This is a genomic window from Streptomyces sp. PH9007, from assembly GCF_059813725.1.
The window spans coordinates 3,447,624-3,468,856 of sequence record NZ_CM187440.1 but is presented as its reverse complement, the minus strand read 5'-3'; the positions used below and the strand labels follow the sequence as shown (position 1 = coordinate 3,468,856).

Here is a 21,233-nt window from a genome sequence, read left to right as displayed (position 1 = left end):
GGAGCACGGCCCCATGACCGCCATGCGTCACCAGTCAACGGCGAACAGTAACATTATCTTCCAGCCGTAACCCGAGTGCCCGTCCACTCGTTGTCGAGTTCGCAGACTCCCTATGACCGGCCCCACCACCCAGCTATCACCCGAACGGGTGATAGCGGTGGCGACCGGCAACCATCCATCCGCATCGGGGAGTCGACCGTGCTGACGAGAGGAGGTGCCGCCCGTGATCGGATCCGTGCCAGCAAGCCGACGGGCCCAGGAGTTCGCCCGGGCCGTCGAGGAGCCCCGGCCGGACGAGGCGGCCGTGGCGGGCGGGCCCGAAGAGGCACCGCCGGCCGACGGGACCGAACAGGCAGCCCTGCTGTCCGTGACGGACCGGCTGACCGCCCTGCCCCGGCCCGAGCTGAGCGCCGAGACGAAAACCACCCAGCGTGCCCAGCTGATGGCCGCCATGGAAACCGCCTTCGCCGCCGCCCGCGGCGGCGAGGAGCACATCCCCGAACAGCGCGCCGCGGCCAGAACCGGCCGCGGCGCCCACCGGGCCACCCCGCTGAGTGACGCCTTCAGCCGGCTGCGCCCGCGCAGCCGGCTCACCAAGGGCCTGGCCGCCGGCGGCCTGTCCATGGGCGTGGCCGCCGGTGCCTTCGGCGGCGCCGCCGTCGCCAGCACCAACGCCCTGCCCGGCGACACCCTCTACGGCCTCAAACGGGGCATGGAGGACCTGCGCCTGGACTTCACCGGCGGCGACACCGCACGCGCCCAGCTCTACCTCGACCACGCCTCCACCCGGCTGCACGAGGCCCACCGCCTCATGGACCGCGGCCGGGCCGGCGACCTCGACCACGAGCAGCTGCACGAGATCCGCACCACCCTCAGCAGCATGGCCGACGACGCCGCCCACGGACACCGGCTGCTCAGCCAGGCCCACGCGGCGGACGGCTCGCTGGATCCGCTCCAGACCCTGTCGTCCTTCGCCGAGGGCCACCGCGACACCTGGGACCTGCTGCGCGGCAAACTCCCCGCCCAGCTGTGGGACATCGGCGAGGAGGTCACCTCCGTCTTCGACGCCATGGACGACGAGATCGTCCCGCTGCGCACCCTGCTCCCCCAGGAGCCGGAGCACTCCGCCGCCGCCGACCCCGACGCCGGCGACCGGCAGCACTCCGCCCCGTCCGCCGACGAAACGCCGCGTACGCCCGACACGGACGCCACGGAGGCCCCCGGTGGCTCCGAGGACACCGAGGACGTCCCCGGCGGCCAGGAGAGCCCCTCCACGGCCGCCGAGGAGTACGAGGGACTGCTCGGCGGCACCGGGCTGCTCAACCCGCCCGCGCCGAGCACCGGCACGGACGAGGACGGCGGCTCGGGCGACGCCCCGCTCGGCCCCCTGCCGCAGCCGGACGTCACCATCCCGCCCCTGGTGCAGGACCTGCTCCCGGGCCTCGGGCTGAACGTGAAGAACGCCGAATAGCGACGGCGGACAACAGTCCGGGAAAGCAGCACGAAGTGGCCCGGTCGCGGGTGTCGACAAGACACCGCGACCGGGCCACTTCACGTATTCCGCGCCGGCCGTGTGACGGCCCCGCGCCGCGGAGCGGCGGCATGCGTCGGTCCTCCCATCCGTATGACGGGAGGACCGGTTCAGCCGCGCTCGCTCACTTCTTGTTGCGGCGCTGCACGCGGGTGCGCTTCAGCAGCTTGCGGTGCTTCTTCTTCGCCATCCGCTTGCGCCGCTTCTTGATAACAGAGCCCACGACTTACCCTCGCTCACTTCGATGACTCGGTGCGGGGCGTCCGAGCCCACACGACCTACATGGGGGTCAGCCTACCGGTCACCGGGTGATACGGGTAAATCGAGTGCCTAGCGGGCCTTCTCCCGGCCCGCCATCAGGCGCTTTCCACCCCTACAAAGGATTCCCGCAGGTACTCGTGGACGGCCTGCTCGGGGACCCGGAAGGACCTTCCTACCCGGATCGCGGGCAGATGACCGGCGTGCACCAGGCGGTACACGGTCATCTTGGACACTCGCATCACCGCGGCGACCTCCGCCACGGTCAGGAACTTGGCTTCGCTCAGAAGCCTTTCACCAGCAGCCATGTCACACCTGACCTTCCGCACATGTCGGGCACCGGCTTCCCCTCCGGTGACTCCCTCTCGCAAGTGCGCTCCTCCCCAGATTAGGGGCGGGTGATGCGAGTGAGGAAGAGGTGCCTCAACCGGCCGTTTGCCACCAAGCTGACAGAGAACGCCGATTGCGCCCATAGCGCATCAGGGGCTCTCGGGCGCAAGCCGGGGCCACATCCGTGCGGGCCGGCACCGCGCGCCCCGTGCCGCGGACCGCCGGGCTGTCCCCGTACCCCGGCCGGGGCCGCGCCCCGCGGTCCCGCCGCCGGCCCCCCCGCGCGCCCCCGGACACCGCCCGTGGCCTGCGGCCTTGGCCACCGCCGGGGGAAAGTACGGTCCATCCGGCGGAGAGCTGGGGCAGTTGTGTGCGCCGGGGGCGTGCTGGGGCCCGGGTGAAGAAAACCCATGCGCCCGCCCGGCTCCCCCGTGCCCCGCATCGCGCACGGGGCGCCGGCCTCCGTACCCGCAATGGGGTCGTTAAGTCGACACTTCCCGCCCGCACCGGGGGGAGGAGAACACCGCACGGGGTACGCGCGCCACGCAATCAGGTGACGTAGTACGGGAGGGGGCCGTCGTACGCCGCCCGTTCGTCAGGGCAGCAGCCCGCGCTGCGGGAAGGCCGCCCGGCGGGTGGCGAGGACGGCCTGGTCCACCGGATCCGCCGGATCGTAACCCGCCTCCCAGTCCAGCCACTTGGGGGTGCGCCCGTCGGTCATCCGCCACGGGCCGCTCTCGCGGGTGAGCGCGTACACGGTCTGCCGCCAGCTGTCGGGCACGGGCGTGGCGGGGTCGACGGGCGCGTGGGCGGCGACGGCCGTCAGGTGCGCCCACAGGCGGGGGACGACGTCGACGACCGCGTAGCCGCCCCCGCCGAGCGCCAGCCAGCGTCCGTCGGCGTACCGGTGGGCCCAGTCGTGCGCGGCCTCGATGCCGGCCCGCTGGGCGTCCAGGCTGAGCAGGAGATGCGCCTGGAGGTCCTCGAAGTGGGTGTCGGCGCCGTGCTGGCTCACCAGGACCTGCGGCCGGAAGTCGGCCAGCAGCTCGGGGAGGACGGCGTGCACGGCCCGCAGCCAGCCGGCGTCGGAGGTGCCGGCTGGCAGCGCCAGGTTGGCGGCGCTGCCGGGTGCCTTCTCCGGGTCGCCGGTCTCGTCGGGCCGGCCGGTGATGTGCGGGAAGAGCGTGCGCGGGTGTTCGTGCACGGAGAGGGTCAGCACGCGGGGGTCGTCCCAGAACGCCTCCTGGACGCCGTCGCCGTGGTGGGCGTCGAGGTCGACGTACGCGACGCGTTGCACGCCGAGCTCCAGCAGACGGGCGATGGCGAGGGCCGCGTCGTTGTACACGCAGAAGCCGGCCGCGGAGCCGGGCATGGCGTGGTGCAGCCCGCCGGAGAAGTTGACGGCATGGGTGACGGCTCCGCTGTGCAGGGCTTCGGCTCCGCCGACCGAGAGGCCGGCGATGAGCGCGGCGGCTTCGTGCATGCCGGCGAACGCCGGGTTGTCCTCGGTCTCCAGGCCGTGCCAGCGGTCGGTGTCCCGGGGGTCGGCGAAGGCCCGGCGTACGGCCTCGATGTAGTCGGGGCGGTGGATGAGCCGCAGCGTGGATTCGCCGGCCGGGCGGGCCCCGGCGAGGTCGAGGTGCCGGGTGAGGCCGAGGTCTTCGACGAGCCGCATGGTGAGTTCAAGTCGCACGGGTTTCATGGGATGTTCGGGCCCGAAGTCATATCGGGTGACTCCGTCGTCCCACATCAGTCGCGCTGCCGCCCCTGCGTTCATGGCTGCCACGGTAACCCACAACGCAAGTGAGCCCCACCGGTAACCCGGTGGGGCTCACTTCAAAGATTGTTCGGCGGCGACCTACTCTCCCACACGGTCCCCCATGCAGTACCATCGGCGCTGAAAGGCTTAGCTTCCGGGTTCGGAATGTAACCGGGCGTTTCCCTTTCGCCATGACCACCGAAACTCTAAATGGTTGTCATTCGAAAAAAAATCACAGTGGACGCGAGCATCTGAGGACAAGCCCTCGGCCTATTAGTACCAGTCAACTCCACCTCTCACGAGGCTTCCATATCTGGCCTATCAACCCTGTCGTCTACAGGGAGCCTTACCCCATCAAGTGGGTGGGAGTCCTCATCTCGAAGCAGGCTTCCCGCTTAGATGCTTTCAGCGGTTATCCCTCCCGAACGTAGCCAACCAGCCATGCCCTTGGCAGAACAACTGGCACACCAGAGGTTCGTCCGTCCCGGTCCTCTCGTACTAGGGACAGCCCTTCTCAAGACTCCAACGCGCACAGCGGATAGGGACCGAACTGTCTCACGACGTTCTAAACCCAGCTCGCGTACCGCTTTAATGGGCGAACAGCCCAACCCTTGGGACCAACTCCAGCCCCAGGATGCGACGAGCCGACATCGAGGTGCCAAACCATCCCGTCGATACGGACTCTTGGGGAAGATCAGCCTGTTATCCCCGGGGTACCTTTTATCCGTTGAGCGACGGCGCTTCCACAAACCACCGCCGGATCACTAGTCCCTGCTTTCGCACCTGCTCGACCTGCCAGTCTCACAGTCAAGCTCCCTTGTGCACTTACACTCACCACCTGATGACCAACCAGGCTGAGGGAACCTTTGGGCGCCTCCGTTACTCTTTAGGAGGCAACCGCCCCAGTTAAACTACCCACCAGACACTGTCCCCGATCCGGATCACGGACCCAGGTTAGACATCCAGCACGATCAGAGTGGTATTTCAACAACGACTCCACCTGAACTAGCGTCCAGGCTTCACAGTCTCCCACCTATCCTACACAAACCGAACCGAACACCAATATCAAGCTATAGTAAAGGTCCCGGGGTCTTTCCGTCCTGCTGCGCGAAACGAGCATCTTTACTCGTAGTGCAATTTCACCGGGCCTATGGTTGAGACAGTCAAGAAGTCGTTACGCCATTCGTGCAGGTCGGAACTTACCCGACAAGGAATTTCGCTACCTTAGGATGGTTATAGTTACCACCGCCGTTTACTGGCGCTTAAGTTCTCAGCTTCGCCACACCGAAATGTGACTAACCGGTCCCCTTAACGTTCCAGCACCGGGCAGGCGTCAGTCCGTATACATCGCCTTACAGCTTCGCACGGACCTGTGTTTTTAGTAAACAGTCGCTTCTCGCTGGTCTCTGCGGCCACCCCCAGCTCAGAGAGCAAGTCTCATCACCAGAAATGGCCCCCCTTCTCCCGAAGTTACGGGGGCATTTTGCCGAGTTCCTTAACCATAGTTCACCCGAACGCCTCGGTATACTCTACCTGACCACCTGAGTCGGTTTAGGGTACGGGCCATTGTGAAACTCGCTAGAGGCTTTTCTCGACAGCATAGGATCATCCACTTCACCACAATCGGCTCGGCATCAGGTCTCACCCTCGTGTGGAACGGATTTACCTGCTCCACGGGCCACACCCTTACCCCGGGACAACCACCGCCCGGGCTGGACTACCTTCCTGCGTCACCCCATCACTCACCTACTACAGGTCTGGACCACCGACTCCACCACTCCACCCACCCCCGAAGGGACAGATGGCGGCTTCGCGGGCTTAGCATCGCCTGATTCAGCGTTGGCGCTCCACAACGGGTACCGGAATATCAACCGGTTATCCATCGACTACGCCTGTCGGCCTCGCCTTAGGCCCCGACTTACCCTGGGCAGATCAACTTGACCCAGGAACCCTTAGTCAATCGGCGCAAGAGTTTCCCACTCTTGTATCGCTACTCATGCCTGCATTCTCACTCGCATACCATCCACAACTCGTTTCCACGGCTGCTTCACCCGGCACACGACGCTCCCCTACCCACCACAACCTTCGTTAGAAGTATTGTTGCAGTGACACGACTTCGGCGGTGTACTTGAGCCCCGCTACATTGTCGGCGCAGAATCACTCGACCAGTGAGCTATTACGCACTCTTTCAAGGGTGGCTGCTTCTAAGCCAACCTCCTGGTTGTCTCTGCGACTCCACATCCTTTCCCACTTAGCACACGCTTAGGGGCCTTAGTCGATGCTCTGGGCTGTTTCCCTCTCGACCATGGAGCTTATCCCCCACAGTCTCACTGCCGCGCTCTCACTTACCGGCATTCGGAGTTTGGCTAAGGTCAGTAACCCGGTAAGGCCCATCACCTATCCAGTGCTCTACCTCCGGCAAGAAACACACGACGCTGCACCTAAATGCATTTCGGGGAGAACCAGCTATCACGGAGTTTGATTGGCCTTTCACCCCTAACCACAGGTCATCCCCCAGATTTTCAACTCTGGTGGGTTCGGGCCTCCACGAGGTCTTACCCTCGCTTCACCCTGCCCATGGCTAGATCACTCCGCTTCGGGTCTAGGGCATGCTACTCAATCGCCCTGTTCGGACTCGCTTTCGCTACGGCTACCCCACACGGGTTAACCTCGCAACACACCGCAAACTCGCAGGCTCATTCTTCAAAAGGCACGCAGTCACGGCCATACACACAAGTGCGCATGACGACGCTCCCACGGCTTGTAGGCACACGGTTTCAGGAACTATTTCACTCCGCTCCCGCGGTACTTTTCACCATTCCCTCACGGTACTATCCACTATCGGTCACCAGGGAATATTTAGGCTTAACGGGTGGTCCCGCCAGATTCACACAGGATTTCTCGGGCCCCATGCTACTTGGGAAACCTTTAAGTGAGCCATGCAGATTTCAGCTACGGGGGTCTTACCCTCTACGCCGGGCCTTTCGCATGCCCTTCGCCTATCCACACAGTTTCTTACTCACCGACCGTCCGGCAGAACGATCAAAAAAGCTCCCACAACCCCGCATGCGCAACCCCTGCCGGGTATCACACACATACGGTTTAGCCTCCTCCGGTTTCGCTCACCACTACTCCCGGAATCACGGTTGTTTTCTCTTCCTGCGGGTACTGAGATGTTTCACTTCCCCGCGTTCCCTCCACACCGCCTATACATTCAGCAGTGGGTGACAGCCCATAACGACTGCCGGGTTTCCCCATTCGGAAACCCCCGGATCACAGCTAGGTTGACAACTCCCCGGGGACTATCGCGGCCTCCCACGTCCTTCATCGGTTCCTGGTACCAAGGCATCCACCGTGCGCCCTTAAAAACTTGGCCACAGATGCTCGCGTCCACTGTGCAATTCTCAAACAACAACCGAAGATTCGACCTTTCACAGCCGTACCTTCAGACACCCAACAGCGAACCAAATGTTGCAGTCAATGTTCCACCCATGAGCAAACCACCGCCGGACACTCGCCGGCGTAGTGGCTCTGGACTACCAAAAGGCAGCCTAGAAGCTCCTTAGAAAGGAGGTGATCCAGCCGCACCTTCCGGTACGGCTACCTTGTTACGACTTCGTCCCAATCGCCAGTCCCACCTTCGACAGCTCCCTCCCACAAGGGGTTAGGCCACCGGCTTCGGGTGTTACCGACTTTCATGACGTGACGGGCGGTGTGTACAAGGCCCGGGAACGTATTCACCGCAGCAATGCTGATCTGCGATTACTAGCGACTCCGACTTCATGGGGTCGAGTTGCAGACCCCAATCCGAACTGAGACCGGCTTTTTGAGATTCGCTCCACCTCGCGGTATCGCAGCTCATTGTACCGGCCATTGTAGCACGTGTGCAGCCCAAGACATAAGGGGCATGATGACTTGACGTCGTCCCCACCTTCCTCCGAGTTGACCCCGGCAGTCTCCCGTGAGTCCCCGGCACCCCCGAAGGGATCCGCTGGCAACACAGGATAAGGGTTGCGCTCGTTGCGGGACTTAACCCAACATCTCACGACACGAGCTGACGACAGCCATGCACCACCTGTACACCGACCACAAGGGGGCGACCATCTCTGGCCGTTTCCGGTGTATGTCAAGCCTTGGTAAGGTTCTTCGCGTTGCGTCGAATTAAGCCACATGCTCCGCCGCTTGTGCGGGCCCCCGTCAATTCCTTTGAGTTTTAGCCTTGCGGCCGTACTCCCCAGGCGGGGCACTTAATGCGTTAGCTGCGGCACGGACAACGTGGAATGTTGCCCACACCTAGTGCCCACCGTTTACGGCGTGGACTACCAGGGTATCTAATCCTGTTCGCTCCCCACGCTTTCGCTCCTCAGCGTCAGTATCGGCCCAGAGATCCGCCTTCGCCACCGGTGTTCCTCCTGATATCTGCGCATTTCACCGCTACACCAGGAATTCCGATCTCCCCTACCGAACTCTAGCCTGCCCGTATCGACTGCAGACCCAGGGTTAAGCCCTGGGCTTTCACAATCGACGCGACAGGCCGCCTACGAGCTCTTTACGCCCAATAATTCCGGACAACGCTTGCACCCTACGTATTACCGCGGCTGCTGGCACGTAGTTAGCCGGTGCTTCTTCTGCAGGTACCGTCACTTTCGCTTCTTCCCTGCTGAAAGAGGTTTACAACCCGAAGGCCGTCATCCCTCACGCGGCGTCGCTGCATCAGGCTTTCGCCCATTGTGCAATATTCCCCACTGCTGCCTCCCGTAGGAGTCTGGGCCGTGTCTCAGTCCCAGTGTGGCCGGTCACCCTCTCAGGCCGGCTACCCGTCGTCGCCTTGGTAGGCCACTACCCCACCAACAAGCTGATAGGCCGCGGGCTCATCCTGCACCGCCGGAACTTTCCACACACGAGGATGCCCTCATGTGTCGTATCCGGTATTAGACCCAGTTTCCCGGGCTTATCCCAGAGTGCAGGGCAGATTGCCCACGTGTTACTCACCCGTTCGCCACTAATCCCCGGCCGAAACCGGTTCATCGTTCGACTTGCATGTGTTAAGCACGCCGCCAGCGTTCGTCCTGAGCCAGGATCAAACTCTCCATGAATGCTTCATGTAAGAGCAAGGAAAATCCTCGCTTAAATGCTGCACCTCAGACGAGGTCGAGGCACAGACTCAGTAAATAATCTGGCATTGACTATTTGGCACGCTGTTGAGTTCTCAAGGAACGGATGCTTCCTTTGGTTCCCTCTCGGGTCCCTCCGGGCTTTCCCTTCGTGTTTCCCAGCTTACCACACTCGGTTTCCCGAACTTGGCCTCCGCTGAGAGGAGTTGAGCCTTTCGGCCCGGTAAGTTTTGCGCCCTCCGGCGTGTTCACTACTTTAGAGGATTTCCCCGCCGGATTCAAAATCCGGGGCCGAGTACCGAATTTGGGCAAGCCAAATAAGGCCCTCGCGGGGTCGTTCTCTTTCGAGTGAGTGCCGTCTTCGTGATCAGACGATCATGAGCGGCGAGATGTGCCGTCCGAGCCCCGAGGGGCGGACAGCTCGGAGAACATTACGCACCGGTCCGCATCACGTCAACTCGAACTCGGCCCACACGGCCTTGCCGCCCTCCGGCAGCCGCCGGGCGCCCCATTCCGAGGCGATCGTCGCGACCACGGCGATGCCGCGGCCCGTCTCGTCGGCCGCGTCCGCCTGCTGCCGGCGGGGCAGGTGCTCGTCCCCGTCCGTCACCTCCACGATCAGCCGGCGGTCGGTCCTGCGCAGCCGCAGCCGCATCGGGGCCTTGCCGTGCTTGAGGGAGTTGCCGACGAGTTCGCTGGCCGTCAGGACGCCCAGTTCCCGCAGTTCCTCGGGGAAGCGCCAGCTGGTGAGCACGCCCTCCGCGAAGGCGCGGGCCCGGGAGGCCGCCTCGACGCCGCCCAGCAGTTCCAGTGCGGCACCCCGGAAGAGGTCCGCCTCCTCGCCGTCCCGCTCGGGACAGGCGAGCACCAGGACCGCCACGTCGTCGTCGTGGTCGCCGGTGATGCCCAGCGCGCGCAGCAGCCGGTCGCACACGATCTGCGGGCTGTCGCCCGAGCCGGCGAAGGCACGCTCCAGCGCGGTCAGGCCCACGTCGATGTCGGCGTCCCGGCGCTCCACCAGGCCGTCCGTGTACAGCACGGCGCTCGCACCAGGGCCGAACGGTACGGAGCCCGAGGTGTGCAGCCAGCCGCCGGTGCCCAGCGGCGGCCCGGTCGGGTCGGTGACCCGGTGGATCTCGCCGTCCGCGTCGCGCACGATCAGCGGCAGATGGCCGGCCGAGGCGTACGTCAGCGTCCCCTCGTTCGGGTCGTAGACGGTGTAGGCGCAGGTGGCGATCTGGCTGGGGGCGATCTCCCCGGCCAGGCCGTCGAGCAGCTGGATCACCTCGTGCGGCGGCAGGTCCAGGCGCGCGTACGCCCGTACCGCCGTACGCAGCTGGCCCATGACGGCGGCGGCCCGCACCCCGCGGCCCATCACGTCGCCGATCACGGCCGCGGTGCGGCCGGCGCCGAGGGTGATCACGTCGTACCAGTCGCCGCCGACCGCCGCGTCGATGCCGCCGGGCTGGTACGTGGCGGCGACCCGCAGGTCGTCGGGCTGTTCCAGCTTCTGCGGCAGCAGGCTGCGCTGGAGGGTGACGGCGGCCTCGCGCTGGTGGCTCTCGCTCTCCCGCAGGCGCTCGGCGGAGGCGGCCTGGTCGGTGACGTCGGAGGCGAAGACCAGGACCCCGGCGGCCGTGGAGCCGTCCTCGGGGGTCAGCAGTTCCACCGGGGTGCAGGTGAAGGTGTAGAAGCTGTCGCGTTCGCGGGCACCGGCCGTGGCCGCGCCGTCGACCCGGCGGGACTTGAGCGTGCGCGAGGTGCCGCTGCGCCGCACCTGGTCCATCAGCGGCAGCAGACCGACGTCGACCAGCTCGGCCAGGGACTCGCGGACCGGCTTCCCCGGCTCGCGGGAACCGAAGACGGCCGTGTAGGCATCGTTGGTGTAGACGAGGCGGTGCTCGGAGCCGTGGACGACGGCGACGGGCGCGGGGACCTGGCCGAGCAGTTCGTGGACGGCGGCGGAGTCGACGCCGCGTCCGCCGCCCGGCGCCGGGGCGGCGGGCGGCGGCTGGGGTTCCGTGCGCGCCGCGGGGACGCCGCCGGTCTCCGCCCGGGCGGCAGCGGCGTTGCGCCGCTGCGCTCCGGGCAGCCGGATACTCCAGCGCGTCAAGTTCACTGCCATCCGATCATTCGTCGTCTGTCGTTCTGGGTGAGCTGCCGCCCACCCATGGTCACATGCGGGCGTCAGGGGCGGTCCGTGCGGGGTGTGCCGCCGGCCGCCTCCTCGAACTCGGCTCGCGGGTGTTCCAGGGAGCCGAGAGAGACAATCTCACGTTTGAACAATCCCGCAAGGGTCCATTCCGCAAGGACACGCGCCTTCCGGTTGATCGTGGGCATCTTGTTCAGGTGGTACGTGCGGTGCATGAACCAGGCGGGGAAGCCCTTCAGCTTGCGTCCGTACACCTGTGCGACACCTTTGTGCAGACCCAGTGATGCGACGGAGCCCACATAGGCGTGCCGGTACGGGGTGACGACCGTGCCACGCAGGGTCGCCAGCAGATTGCGGGCGATGTGCCGGCCCTGGCGTACCGCGTGCTGGCCGTTGGGGGCGCACAGCGCGGTCGGATCGTCCGCCGTGAGGTCGGGGACGGCGGCGCTGTCGCCGGCCGCCCACACGTGCGGGGTGTCCAGCACCCGCAGGTCGGCCGTACAGCGGATCCGGCCGCGCTCGTCCAGCGGGATGCCGCAGGTGGCCAGCACGGGGTGCGGTTTGACGCCGGCGGTCCACACCAGGGTGCGGGTGGGGTAGCGCGAGCCGTCGCTGAGGACCGCGACCCGGTTCTCGATGGTCTCCAGGCGGGTGGAGAGCCGGATGTCGATGTTGCGGCCGCGCAGCTCGCGCACCGTGTACCGGCCCATCTCGACACCCACCTCGGGCAGGATCCGGTCGGTGGCCTCGATGAGCATCCACTTCTGCTCCTCCGGCCGGATGTTCGGGTAATAGCGGCAGGCGTAGCGGGCCATGTCCTCCAGCTCGGCGAGCGCCTCGACCCCCGCGTACCCGCCACCGACGAAGACGAACGTGAGGGCGGCCTGCCGGATGGCGGTGTCGCGGGTGGAGGAGGCGATGTCGAGCTGCTCCAGGACGTGGTTGCGCAGCCCGATGGCCTCCTCGACGGTCTTGAAGCCGATGCCGTGCGCGGCGAGCCCGGGGATGGGCAGCACGCGGGAGACCGAACCCGGGGCGAGGACCAGCTCGTCGTAGCCGATCTCCAGCGGGGGCGCTCCGTGGTCCTGGGCGGCGGCGGTGCGGATGGTGGCCACCCGGCGGTCGGTGTCGATCGCGGAGACCTCGCCGGTGACGAAACGGCACCGGTTGAGCACGCGGCGCAGCGGGACGACGACGTGGCGGGGCGAGATGTTGCCGGCGGCGGCCTCCGGCAGGAACGGCTGGTAGGTCATGTACGGGTCGGGGCTGACCATGGTGATGCGGACGTCGCCGCGGCCGAGCTCGCGCCGCAGGTGCCGCTGGAGGCGGTGGGCGGTGTAGAGGCCCACCGAGCCGCCTCCGATGATCAGGATGTGCGGGGGCTTCGTGGCGTCCTTGGTCACCTGTCCATGAGGCACTCGGTGGTGCGGTGTTGTCCACAGGTCGGACAGGACGCTGCGCCGAACGGGCGGTTGTCGGGCCGACCGGTCGCGCTGCGCTGCCACGGGGTGTCTGAGAGTGGTGGCACGGCGCTTCTCAGTGCCGGTGGGCTGAACTATGTTCGGGGGTCAGATGGAGGAGGGGCGTTCTGAGGGGGGCGTCCGTGCTGACGGGGGTTGACGGACATGACGCGGATGGATGATACGGGCGGGCGGACGGGTGGCGGGGGCGCCCGGACCGGTGGGTTACGGGTGGACGCGCAGCGCAATCTGCGGCACGTGCTGAGCGCGGCGCGGGACGTGTTCGGGGAGCAGGGGTACGGGGCGCCGATGGAGGAGGTGGCGCGGCGGGCCCGGGTGGGGGTCGGCACGGTGTACCGGCGGTTTCCGAGCAAGGAGGCGCTGGTGCGGTACATCGCGGCCGAGCAGACCCGGTGGCTGACGGACCGGGCCGCCGAGGCGCTGGTGGTGGCGTCGGACGGGCGGCCGTGGCAGGGGCTGGAAGGGTTCGTGCGGGGCTCGGCCGCCTCGGGGTCCGGCCGGCTGCTGCCGCCCGAGCTGTGGTGGGCGCAGGGCGAGGGGCCGGGGGCGGCGCCGGAGGCGGCGGAGACCTGGGCGGGGGTTCGCCCGGCCGGGGCTGGGGTGGGGGTATCCGCGGCCGAGGCTGGGGTGGGGGTACCTGCGGGCGAGGCTGGGGTGGAGGTCATCCCGGGCGAGGCTGGGGTGGGGGCACCCCCGGCCGAAGGCTGGGGGAGGGTGCCGCGGCAGCGGGCCGGCGCCGAGGATGCGAACGGGGCGGAGGGCGCCGGGGGAGAGAGCGGGTCGACCCGGGAACTCCTGGGAGCCGTCGGGCAGTTGGTGGAACAGGCGCGCGTGGCCGGGGAGTTGCGGGCGGATGTGACGGTGGCGGACGTGATGCTGGTGATCGCCGCCGCGCCGCCGCGGCTCGCGGACCCGGGGCGCCAGGAGGCCGCCGCCGAGCGGCTGTTGGAGGTGCTGTTACGCGGGCTGCGGCCCGGCCGTGACTGATGTGTGTTCGCGAGACCGCTCGGAAGGGTGGTTCTGCGGCGAACTTTGATCGCGGTGGGCCGTTCGTGTGGCAACCTGACCCAAGTCGCTGACACGTATGTCAATACCGGGGGGCTTTCCCGTATGGGTGCTGACGCTGATGAGGCTCAGGATGGTTCGGGGGAGCGCGAGGGCCTCGCGGACGGTCACACGGAGGGCCGGGCGGACGGTCCCGCGGAGGAACCCGCCGAGGGTTCCAAGGTGCCCAGGCAGCGCGAGCGCCTCGCGGCCGGCAGCACGGCGGGCGAGAGCGCGTCCGGGCCCGGCGCGGAGGACCTCGGCCCCGCCGACATCGAGCTGGTCGAGCGGATGCGGCAGGGGGACGAGGCCGCCTACGACGAGCTGTACCGGCGGCACCGGGACCCGGTGCGCCGCTACGCCCGTACCTGCTGCCGGGACGCCGACACCGCCGACGACCTGACCAACGAGGTGTTCGCGGCCACCCTCCAGGCGGTACGCGGCGGCGCCGGGCCCGAGACGGCGGTGCGCGCCTATCTGCTGACGGCCGTGCGGCGGGTGGCCGCCGACTGGGCTCGCACTGCCCGGCGCGAGCAACTGATCGAGGATTTCGCGGTGTTCGCGGTGTCGGCGGCGGGGGCGCGGGCCAGTGAGGAGGACACCCTCGACCTGGGCCCCGATGTCATCGCCATGCGGGACGCGGAGGCGTCCCTCGCCGTGCAGGCGTTCCGGTCGCTGCCCGAGCGCTGGCAGACCGTGCTGTGGCACACGGCGGTCGAGGAGTCCTCGCCGCAGGAGGTCGCCCCGCTGCTGGGGCTCACACCGAACGCGGCGGCGGTGCTGGCGCACCGCGCGCGCGAAGGGCTCAAGCAGGCGTACCTGCAGGCCCATGTCGGCCATGCCGGGGCGGACGGCGGGGACTGCGCGCGGTACGCGGACCGGCTGGGGGCGTACACCCGGGGCAAGTTGCGGATGCGCGCGGAGCGCGGGCTGCGCAAGCACCTGGAGGAGTGCGCCCGTTGCCGGCTGGCCGCCTCCGAGGTGAAGGACCTGAACGAGACCATCCGTACGGTGCTGCCGATCGCGGTCATCGGCTGGTTCGCGGCGGGATCCTCGGGCAAGATCGGCGCGCTGCTGCTGGGTGCCGGTGGGGCGGGGGCGTCGGCGAGCGCCGCCGCCGCGGCCGGGGGCGTCGGCGGGGTGCTGTCCAAGGGCGGGGGCGGGGGCGGGGCCGCCGCCGAGGGGCTCGGCTCCTCGGTGAAGGCGGGCGCCGCCACCGGCGTGGTGGTGGTCGCGGCGGCGGCCGTGCTGGCGTTCGCGCTGATCGGCGGGTCGGGCGAGGAGGAGCCACCGCGCGCCGCCGATCCGCCGCCGGCCGCCCCGGTGATGCCGCCGGCCGCCGAGGAGCCACCCGCACCCGAACCCGATCCTGAGCCGGAGCCCGACCCCCCGGCCGCGCCGGCGCCCGACCCCGCGCCGGAACCCGAGCCCGTACCCGTACCGTCGGAGCCGACCCCCGCGCCGGAGCCCGATCCCGTACCGGTGGAACCCGGCCCCGAACCGCAGCCCGAGCCGGAACCCGAGCCCGACCCGGAACCGGAACCCGATCCGGAGCCGGAACCGGAGCCTGAACCGGAGCCGACTCCGTACGAGTTGCGCACCCTGCGCTTCGACCTGTTCAACGACGGCACCGAGCCGGCCATCCGGCTGTGGGAGAGCGGCTGGGTGTGGCAGCGCTCGAACGTGTCGATCGGCGGGCAGACGTACGCGCACGGCATCACCGTCAACGGCCGCTCCTCGGTGACCATCGACCTCAACCGTTCCTGCACCTCCTACCGCGCGGTGGCGGGGATGGACGACATGAACGCCCTCGGGCTGGGCTCGGCCACCTTCAGCGTGTACGGGGACGGCCAACAGCTGTGGCGCTCCGGGGTGATCGCCACGGGGGACCGGGCCGTCCCGGTCGAGGTGCCACTGGACGGGGTGTCCGTGCTGCGGCTGGTGACGGAGCCGGAACGGCCGCTGAGCGCGCTGGCGCTGGCCGGCTGGGCGCAGTCGGAGATCAGCTGTCGCTGAGCAGAGTGGTGACGAGGTCCAGGGCCTCGGTGCGCTCCAGCGGCGGTTCGGCGCCGGGCGGCGGGAGGGACAGGGCGTCCATGGCGCGCCGCTCGGGCGGGGTGAGCGGCAGGTCCCCGCGCAGGGCGTACGCGGTGGCCAGCAGTCGTGCGGCCACCGCGGTCCGCCCGCCGGCGGAGACGGTGGCCGCGGCGGCGAGCAGCAGCTGGCTGAAGAGGAGATCGGAGCAGCCCACCAGCACGCCGTAGGAGAGCGCGGTGCGCAGTTCGCTCAGCGCGTCCCGCCACGAGGCTCCCTCCGCCAGCAGCAGCCGGCTGGTGAGGATGCCCATGATGACCTGGAACATGGGGGCCGGGGTGCCGGCCTTCAGGTTGCGGGCGGCGCGCTCGCGCAGCGTACGGGCGGTGGCGGGGTCGCCGTTCTCCAGCGCCATGGTGGCGCCCAGGTACTGGGTGAGGCCGAGGCAGTCGGGCAGGCCGAGTTCCTCGGCGCGGGCGACGGTGGCGTCGAGCAGGGTGCGGGCGCGGTCGATGTCCCCCGCGTAGTAGGTGGCTTCGGCGAGGCGGGCGGTGAAGAAGGGCACCTCGGCGTGCGCCCCGACCTCCTCGGCGGTGCGGACGGCCCGGGTGAACGCGTCGGCGGCGCCCCGGTAGTCGCCCAGGAGGACGAAGTACTCGCCGCGCATCCCGTGGGTCTGGCAGGTGAGCCAGCGATCGCCGACCCGGTGGGCCAAGTCCTCCAGTTCGGCGAGGTCCTCGACGTCGTGGGCGGCGCGGTGCCGGACGGTGGAGTACGCGCCGGGGACGTCCAGGCTCACCCGGAAACGGAAGAGGAGCATGACGGCCAGCTCCCAGTCGCCGCTGCCGGGGCCGGTGGCGCGCGCGGCGGCGGAGGCGCGGCGTGCGCGCAGCCGCCCGACCGACTCGGTCATGCGGCGGGCGACGTCGTTGAAGGTCTCGCCGATCATGAAGCCGGTGAACGGCCACAGCATGCCGGGGAAGCGGGTGCCGCGTTCGAGGTCCGTGACACCGAACGCGGTGAACATCCGGCGGGCCTGACGGTGCAGGATCTCATCGGTGAAGTCGAAGCTGCTGTGGTCCTGGTCCTGGATCAGGAAGGTGGTCAGCAGGCGTAGTTCGAGGCGGTGCAGGTAACGGGGATCGTCGGGCCAGGGCTCGCCGTCGGCGGGGACGGGGGCCGCGTCCTGGTCGGCGTCCGGGTCCAGGGCGATGGTGTGCCGGGTCCATTCGAGGCCCTCGGCGCGGTAGTTGCGCAGGTACCAGAACCAGCCCATGCCGAGGACGAGTTGTCCCGCGCTGTCCTGGTCGGCGGCGCGCAGGGCGCGCCGGAGGGCGGCGCGGATGTTGTCGAGGTCGGCCTCGACGCGGGCGAACCAGTGCAGTTGGCCGGGGCCGCGCAGCCGGGGCTCGGCCCGCTGGACGAAGCGCAGGACGTGGGCGGTGTGCCGGGCCCGGGTGGCGGCGCGCTCGGCGGGGTGTTCGGCGGCGCGTTCGGCCGCGTACTCGTGGATGGTCTCCAGCATGCGGTAGCGCGCGCCGGTGCCGTCGTCGGGGCCGGCGTCGGCGTCGTCCGCCCCGTCCGTCGCATCCGCCCCGTCCGTCGTGTCGGTGCCGGTGTCCGCCAGGACGATGGACTTGTCGACCAGCGAGCCGAGCAGGCCCAGCACCTGGCCGGAGGTGATGGTGCGCCCGTCGGCGCACACAGCCTCGGCGGCTACGAGCGTCCAGCCGCCGGCGAACACCGACAGCCGGCGCAGCACGGTGCGTTCGGGCTCCTCCAGCAGATCCCAGGACCAGTCGACGACGGCGCGCAGCGTCTGCTGGCGGGGCAGCACGGTGCGCCAGCCGCTGGTGAGCAGCCGGAAGCGGTCGTCCAGGCGGGCGGCGATCTGGCGTGGGGTGAGGGTACGCAGCCGGGCGGCGGCGAGTTCGATGGCGAGCGGGAGGCCGTCCAGGCGGCGGCAGATCTCGGCGACGGCGGGTTCGTCGGCGGGCAGGTCACGGCGTACGGCGGCGCCGCGCTCGGTGAACAGCCGGTGGGCGGGGGCGGGCGGCAGGGGTTCGACGGGGCGGACGCGTTCGCCGGGGATGCCCAGGGGCTCGCGGCTGGTGGCCAGGACGGTCAGGCGCGGGCAGTGGGTGAGCAGCGTCTCGGCGAGGGTGGCGGCGGCCGTGATGACGTGTTCGCAGTTGTCGAGGACGAGCAGCAGTTCGCGGCCCGCGCAGTATTCGAGGAGCCGGGCGGCCGGGTCGTGGTGGTGTTCCACGGATGTCTCGCGCAGGCCGAGCGCGGAGAGCACGGCGCCGGGGACGGCGGTGGGGTGGTCGAGCTTGGCCAGCTCGGCGATCCAGGCGCCGTCGGGGTAGCGGTCCCGGCCGTCGGTGGCGAGTGCGGCCTGCTCGGCGAGCCGTGTCTTGCCGGACCCGCCGGCCCCGGTGAGCGTGATCAGGCGGGCGGTGCGCAGTTCGGCCCGCAGTGCGGAGAGGTCCGCCTCGCGGCCGACGAAGCTGGTGAGCCGGGGCCGGATGTTGCCGGCGGTCGCCGTGCGGGGCGGGCGGCGCGGCGCGGGGCGGCCTTCGGCGCGGTTCCCGGGGTCCCCTGCCTCCCCGGCGTCCCGGGGGACCTCGGCGTCCTCGGAGAGTGCGGCGTCCTCGGAGTCCTCGGCGAGGAGTTCGGCGTACAGGGCGCGCAGTTCCGGGCCCGGGGTGGTGCCGAGCCGCTCGGCGAGGGTGGTGCGTACCGCCTCGTACGCGGCGAGCGCCTGCGCCGGGCGTCCTGCGGCGCGCAGGGCACGGAGGTGGAGGGCGCGTACCGGCTCGTCCAGGGGGTGCTCGGCGGTCAGCTCGCGCAGTTCGGGCAGCAGCGGTTCGGCGGGGCCGAGGGCGAGGTCGGCGGTGATCCGGCGGCGCAGGGCGGTCAGCCGCAGCGTCCGGGCGCGCACGGCGACGGGGTGCCGGGCCGCTTCCGGGAGGTCGGCGAGGGCGGGCCCGCGCCACAGGGCGAGGGCGGTGCGCAGCGTACGGGCCACCGTGGCGGGGTCGGCGTGGGCGGGGTCGGCCTCGCGCACCAGGCGCTGGAAGCGGAACAGGTCGACGGACTCGGGCCCGGCGGTGAGCCGGTAGCCGGCCGGTGCCCGGTGGTGGCCGATGAGCCGCTTGCCCTCCTCCCCCAGGGCGCGGCGCAGCCGGCCGACGAGGGCCTGGAGGGCGGCGGGCGCGTCGGCCGGGGCGTCGCCGTCGGGCCAGATGTCGGCGATGAGGGTGTCGACGGGGACCGGGCCGGGACCGTCCGCGCGCAGGGCGAGCGCGGTGAGCAGGGCGCGCACGCGCGGTCCGCCGAGCGGGATGACCCGGCCGTCCTCGTGTCGCGCCTCGGTGGCGCCCAGGATGAAGAACCGCACCGCCCCATTGTCCGGTGCCCCGCTCCGCGCACCGCTCGGCCTCACCGGCACGGGGCGTCGCCGCGCGGTCAGGCGGAGGGCCCGACCCCGCTGGTGACGGCGCGCGGGTCGTGGTGGCCCTCGGCGGTCCAGCACGAGCCGCGGCGGGTCAGCAGGCGGCGCAGCCACAGTTCGGTGGAGACCAGTTCGGCGAGGCCGTCCAGGGGGAGCGGTTCGCCCTCGGTGGCCGCGCGCAGGGCCTTGCGGACGACGCGGGCCTCGATCAGTCCGGCGTCGGCGAGCAGCGGGGCGTCGAAGAGGTCGACGAGGTCGCCGATGTTGGCGCGCATGCCGGTGCGGACCGGGTCGGCGGGGGCGGTGGGGCTCGCGGTGCCCCAGCCGGGCGGCAGTTCGCGGACGCCCGCGCCCTCCAGCACGGCGCGCAGTACCTGGGCGCGCGCTCCCGGCTGGACACGCAGGCTCTCCGGAAGCGCCTGGCAGGCGCGTACCACCTGATTGTCGTAGAAGGGTGCGTGCAGCCGCTGGTGGCGCACCTCGGTGGCCTGTTCGAAGACCCGGTGGTCGGCGGCGTGCCGCGCGAGCGCCGCACGCGCCCGGCGTACGCCCGGCCGGCCGGCCGAGGACCCCGAGTGCGGGCGGGCGGCGGCGGCCTCCAGCCGGATGGACACCTCCGCCAGCGACTCCCCCGTCAGCCAGCGCGCCGCGGGCCCCGGCCGGCTCCAGGCCAGCGCGGCGAGCGAGGCGCCGAGCGCGCCGTCCCGCGTCCCGGGGGCCGCCTCGTCGGGCGGCCGGCGCAGCTGGAGCGCGGTGCTGGTCAGGCCCTCCGGGTACGGGGTACGGGCCAGCCGCCGCGCCGCGCGGTAGATGGTGAACGGCACCAGCAGGCCCCCCGTCGCCGAGGCCTTGGCCAGGGCGGAGACCGGTCTGAGCAGATGGCGCCGGCGGCGGTCGAGCAGCAGGTCGGCCAGCCGGGCCGGGTGGGCGTCGAGCACCTGGCGGGCCCCGTTGCCGATGAGGTGGTCGGCGCTGCCGGCGGCGAGGCGGTGCCGGTGCCGGGCGGCGCTGATGAGCGAGGGCCCCGGCTCGTCGGTCAGCGGGCCGTTGTCGAGGTCGGAGTAGGGCAGGGCCTCCTCGCCGCCGGTGACCACCACGTGGTGCAGCCGGGGGTTCTCGCCGATCAGGCGGGCCCGTTCCAGGTCCAGGGGCGAGCTGCCGCTCCCGGTGAGGTCGTTGAAGGTGACGGCGAGCAGCCGTTCGCCGGCCTGGGTGGCGCCGGTACCGAACACCGTGCCCGGCATCCCCGGCAGCCCGGCGGCCAGCAGCGCCAGTGTCGCCGAGGCGCTGCCGCCGGACAGATCCGCGCCGACGCCGGGCGCCGTACCACCGCCCTCGGCCAGGTCGGCGTGCCGTGGCGCGGCGAGCCGGGTGCGGACGGCCTCGATCAGGGCGTCGCGCACTCCGGCGATGGCGTCCTCGCCGGCGAGCGGCGGCGCGGCGACGACCAGCGGGGCGGTGGGCTCGTAGTCGACGGTGCTGCGGCTGCCGCCCTCGCGCAGCTTGAGCGCGTGGCCGGGCGGGACGCGGCTGACCCCGGCGTACGGGGTGCCGTCGCCGTACGCCTCGGGGGTGTCCGGGCAGGCCAGCAGGGCCGCGAGGTGCGGGACGTCGAGCTGTGCCTCGGTCAGGTCGGCGAGCGGGAGGGCGGCGGTGGCGTAGGCCGTGCCGCCGGCCCAGTCCGTGTGGAAGACGGGGCGGGTGCCGGCGAGGTCGGCGGGGATGACGGTGCGCCGTCCGAAGCGGGCGACGGCGGTGTAGCTGCCGGGCCACAGGGTGAGCTGGCGCAGCGCGCCGGCGCGCGCGGAGACGAGCGAGCGCCGCAGTTGCTCATCGGTGGCACCGCAGTAGCCGAAAACGGCAAGATGGGTGTCCCCGTCCGCGAAGACGAGGCGGATCTCGTCGGGACGCCAGTCGCCCACGGCCCACAGCGGGTCGGGGCCGTCCCACAGCAAGTGCGCGCCCAGGGGCTGGATGTCACGGGCAGCGCTGGCCGACGCGCCGCACCACCCGACCAACCACCGCATCGCCGCCTCCCCCACTGGACCTTAGGCCCCATGCTGCCATGGGAGC

At 69.9% G+C, this 21,233-nt stretch carries 10 protein-coding genes and 3 rRNA genes; 3 read left to right on the top strand and 10 right to left on the bottom strand.

The window, feature by feature from the left end; all coding sequences use genetic code 11:
* Positions 1 to 223: 223 nt before the first annotated feature.
* Positions 224 to 1,471, top strand: coding sequence for a DUF5667 domain-containing protein (locus tag ACTFAP_RS15810; protein ID WP_500466643.1), 1,248 nt, complete (start codon positions 224 to 226; stop codon positions 1,469 to 1,471).
* 184 nt (positions 1,472 to 1,655) lie between these two features.
* Here ACTFAP_RS15810 and ACTFAP_RS15805 read toward each other — a convergent pair whose 3' ends face one another.
* From ACTFAP_RS15805 to ACTFAP_RS15770, 8 genes are all read right to left on the bottom strand, one after another.
* Positions 1,656 to 1,754, bottom strand: coding sequence for a 30S ribosomal protein bS22 (locus tag ACTFAP_RS15805; protein ID WP_003948845.1), 99 nt, complete (start codon positions 1,752 to 1,754; stop codon positions 1,656 to 1,658).
* Positions 1,755 to 1,887: 133 nt separating this feature from the next.
* The gene (locus tag ACTFAP_RS15800) at positions 1,888 to 2,097 is read right to left on the bottom strand and encodes a helix-turn-helix domain-containing protein (RefSeq protein ID WP_019431885.1); all 210 of its coding nucleotides are present in this window, start codon (positions 2,095 to 2,097) and stop codon (positions 1,888 to 1,890) included.
* Positions 2,098 to 2,714: 617 nt separating this feature from the next.
* Positions 2,715 to 3,869, bottom strand: coding sequence for an acetoin utilization protein AcuC (locus ACTFAP_RS15795; RefSeq protein WP_500469478.1), 1,155 nt, complete (start codon positions 3,867 to 3,869; stop codon positions 2,715 to 2,717).
* Positions 3,870 to 3,964: 95 nt separating this feature from the next.
* Positions 3,965 to 4,081: ribosomal RNA gene (gene rrf / locus ACTFAP_RS15790) — 5S ribosomal RNA — on the bottom strand.
* 50 nt (positions 4,082 to 4,131) lie between these two features.
* Positions 4,132 to 7,254: ribosomal RNA gene (locus tag ACTFAP_RS15785) — 23S ribosomal RNA — on the bottom strand.
* Between the two features lie 190 nt (positions 7,255 to 7,444).
* Positions 7,445 to 8,974: ribosomal RNA gene (locus ACTFAP_RS15780) — 16S ribosomal RNA — on the bottom strand.
* Together the 16S, 23S and 5S rRNA genes form the textbook arrangement of a ribosomal RNA operon.
* Positions 8,975 to 9,440: 466 nt before the next feature.
* Positions 9,441 to 11,111 (bottom strand): SpoIIE family protein phosphatase, encoded by a 1,671-nt coding sequence (locus tag ACTFAP_RS15775; RefSeq protein ID WP_495684955.1) that lies wholly within the window; start codon positions 11,109 to 11,111, stop codon positions 9,441 to 9,443.
* A gap of 68 nt (positions 11,112 to 11,179) precedes the next feature.
* Entirely contained in the window at positions 11,180 to 12,547 is a 1,368-nt protein-coding gene (locus tag ACTFAP_RS15770; protein ID WP_390116097.1) for an NAD(P)/FAD-dependent oxidoreductase, read from the bottom strand.
* A gap of 222 nt (positions 12,548 to 12,769) precedes the next feature.
* On the opposite strand from ACTFAP_RS15770, the gene ACTFAP_RS15765 reads away from it, so the two are divergent.
* Positions 12,770 to 13,612, top strand: coding sequence for a helix-turn-helix domain-containing protein (locus ACTFAP_RS15765; RefSeq protein WP_500466642.1), 843 nt, complete (start codon positions 12,770 to 12,772; stop codon positions 13,610 to 13,612).
* Between the two features lie 123 nt (positions 13,613 to 13,735).
* Positions 13,736 to 15,685: a sigma-70 family RNA polymerase sigma factor gene (locus ACTFAP_RS15760; protein ID WP_500466641.1), complete on the top strand. Its 1,950-nt coding sequence runs from the start codon at positions 13,736 to 13,738 to the stop codon at positions 15,683 to 15,685.
* On the opposite strand, the gene ACTFAP_RS15755 is transcribed toward ACTFAP_RS15760, so the two are convergent.
* Both ACTFAP_RS15755 and ACTFAP_RS15750 read right to left on the bottom strand, forming a co-directional pair.
* Positions 15,672 to 19,106: an AfsR/SARP family transcriptional regulator gene (locus ACTFAP_RS15755; protein ID WP_500466640.1), complete on the bottom strand. Its 3,435-nt coding sequence runs from the start codon at positions 19,104 to 19,106 to the stop codon at positions 15,672 to 15,674. The genes ACTFAP_RS15760 and ACTFAP_RS15755 overlap by 14 nt on opposite strands.
* Positions 19,107 to 19,174: 68 nt before the next feature.
* Entirely contained in the window at positions 19,175 to 21,187 is a 2,013-nt protein-coding gene (locus ACTFAP_RS15750; RefSeq protein ID WP_500466639.1) for an asparagine synthase-related protein, read from the bottom strand.
* Positions 21,188 to 21,233 lie beyond the last annotated feature (46 nt).

Excerpts from the sequence above, each read along its gene's own strand:
- ACTFAP_RS15800 (WP_019431885.1), bottom strand. The coding sequence starts at position 2,097 with ATGGCTGCTGGTGAAAGGCTTCTGAGCGAAGCCAAGTTCCTGACCGTG.
- ACTFAP_RS15795 (WP_500469478.1), bottom strand. The coding sequence starts at position 3,869 with ATGTGGGACGACGGAGTCACCCGATATGACTTCGGGCCCGAACATCCC.
- ACTFAP_RS15765 (WP_500466642.1), top strand. The coding sequence starts at position 12,770 with ATGACGCGGATGGATGATACGGGCGGGCGGACGGGTGGCGGGGGCGCC.
- ACTFAP_RS15760 (WP_500466641.1), top strand. The coding sequence starts at position 13,736 with ATGGGTGCTGACGCTGATGAGGCTCAGGATGGTTCGGGGGAGCGCGAG.
- ACTFAP_RS15750 (WP_500466639.1), bottom strand. The coding sequence starts at position 21,187 with ATGCGGTGGTTGGTCGGGTGGTGCGGCGCGTCGGCCAGCGCTGCCCGT.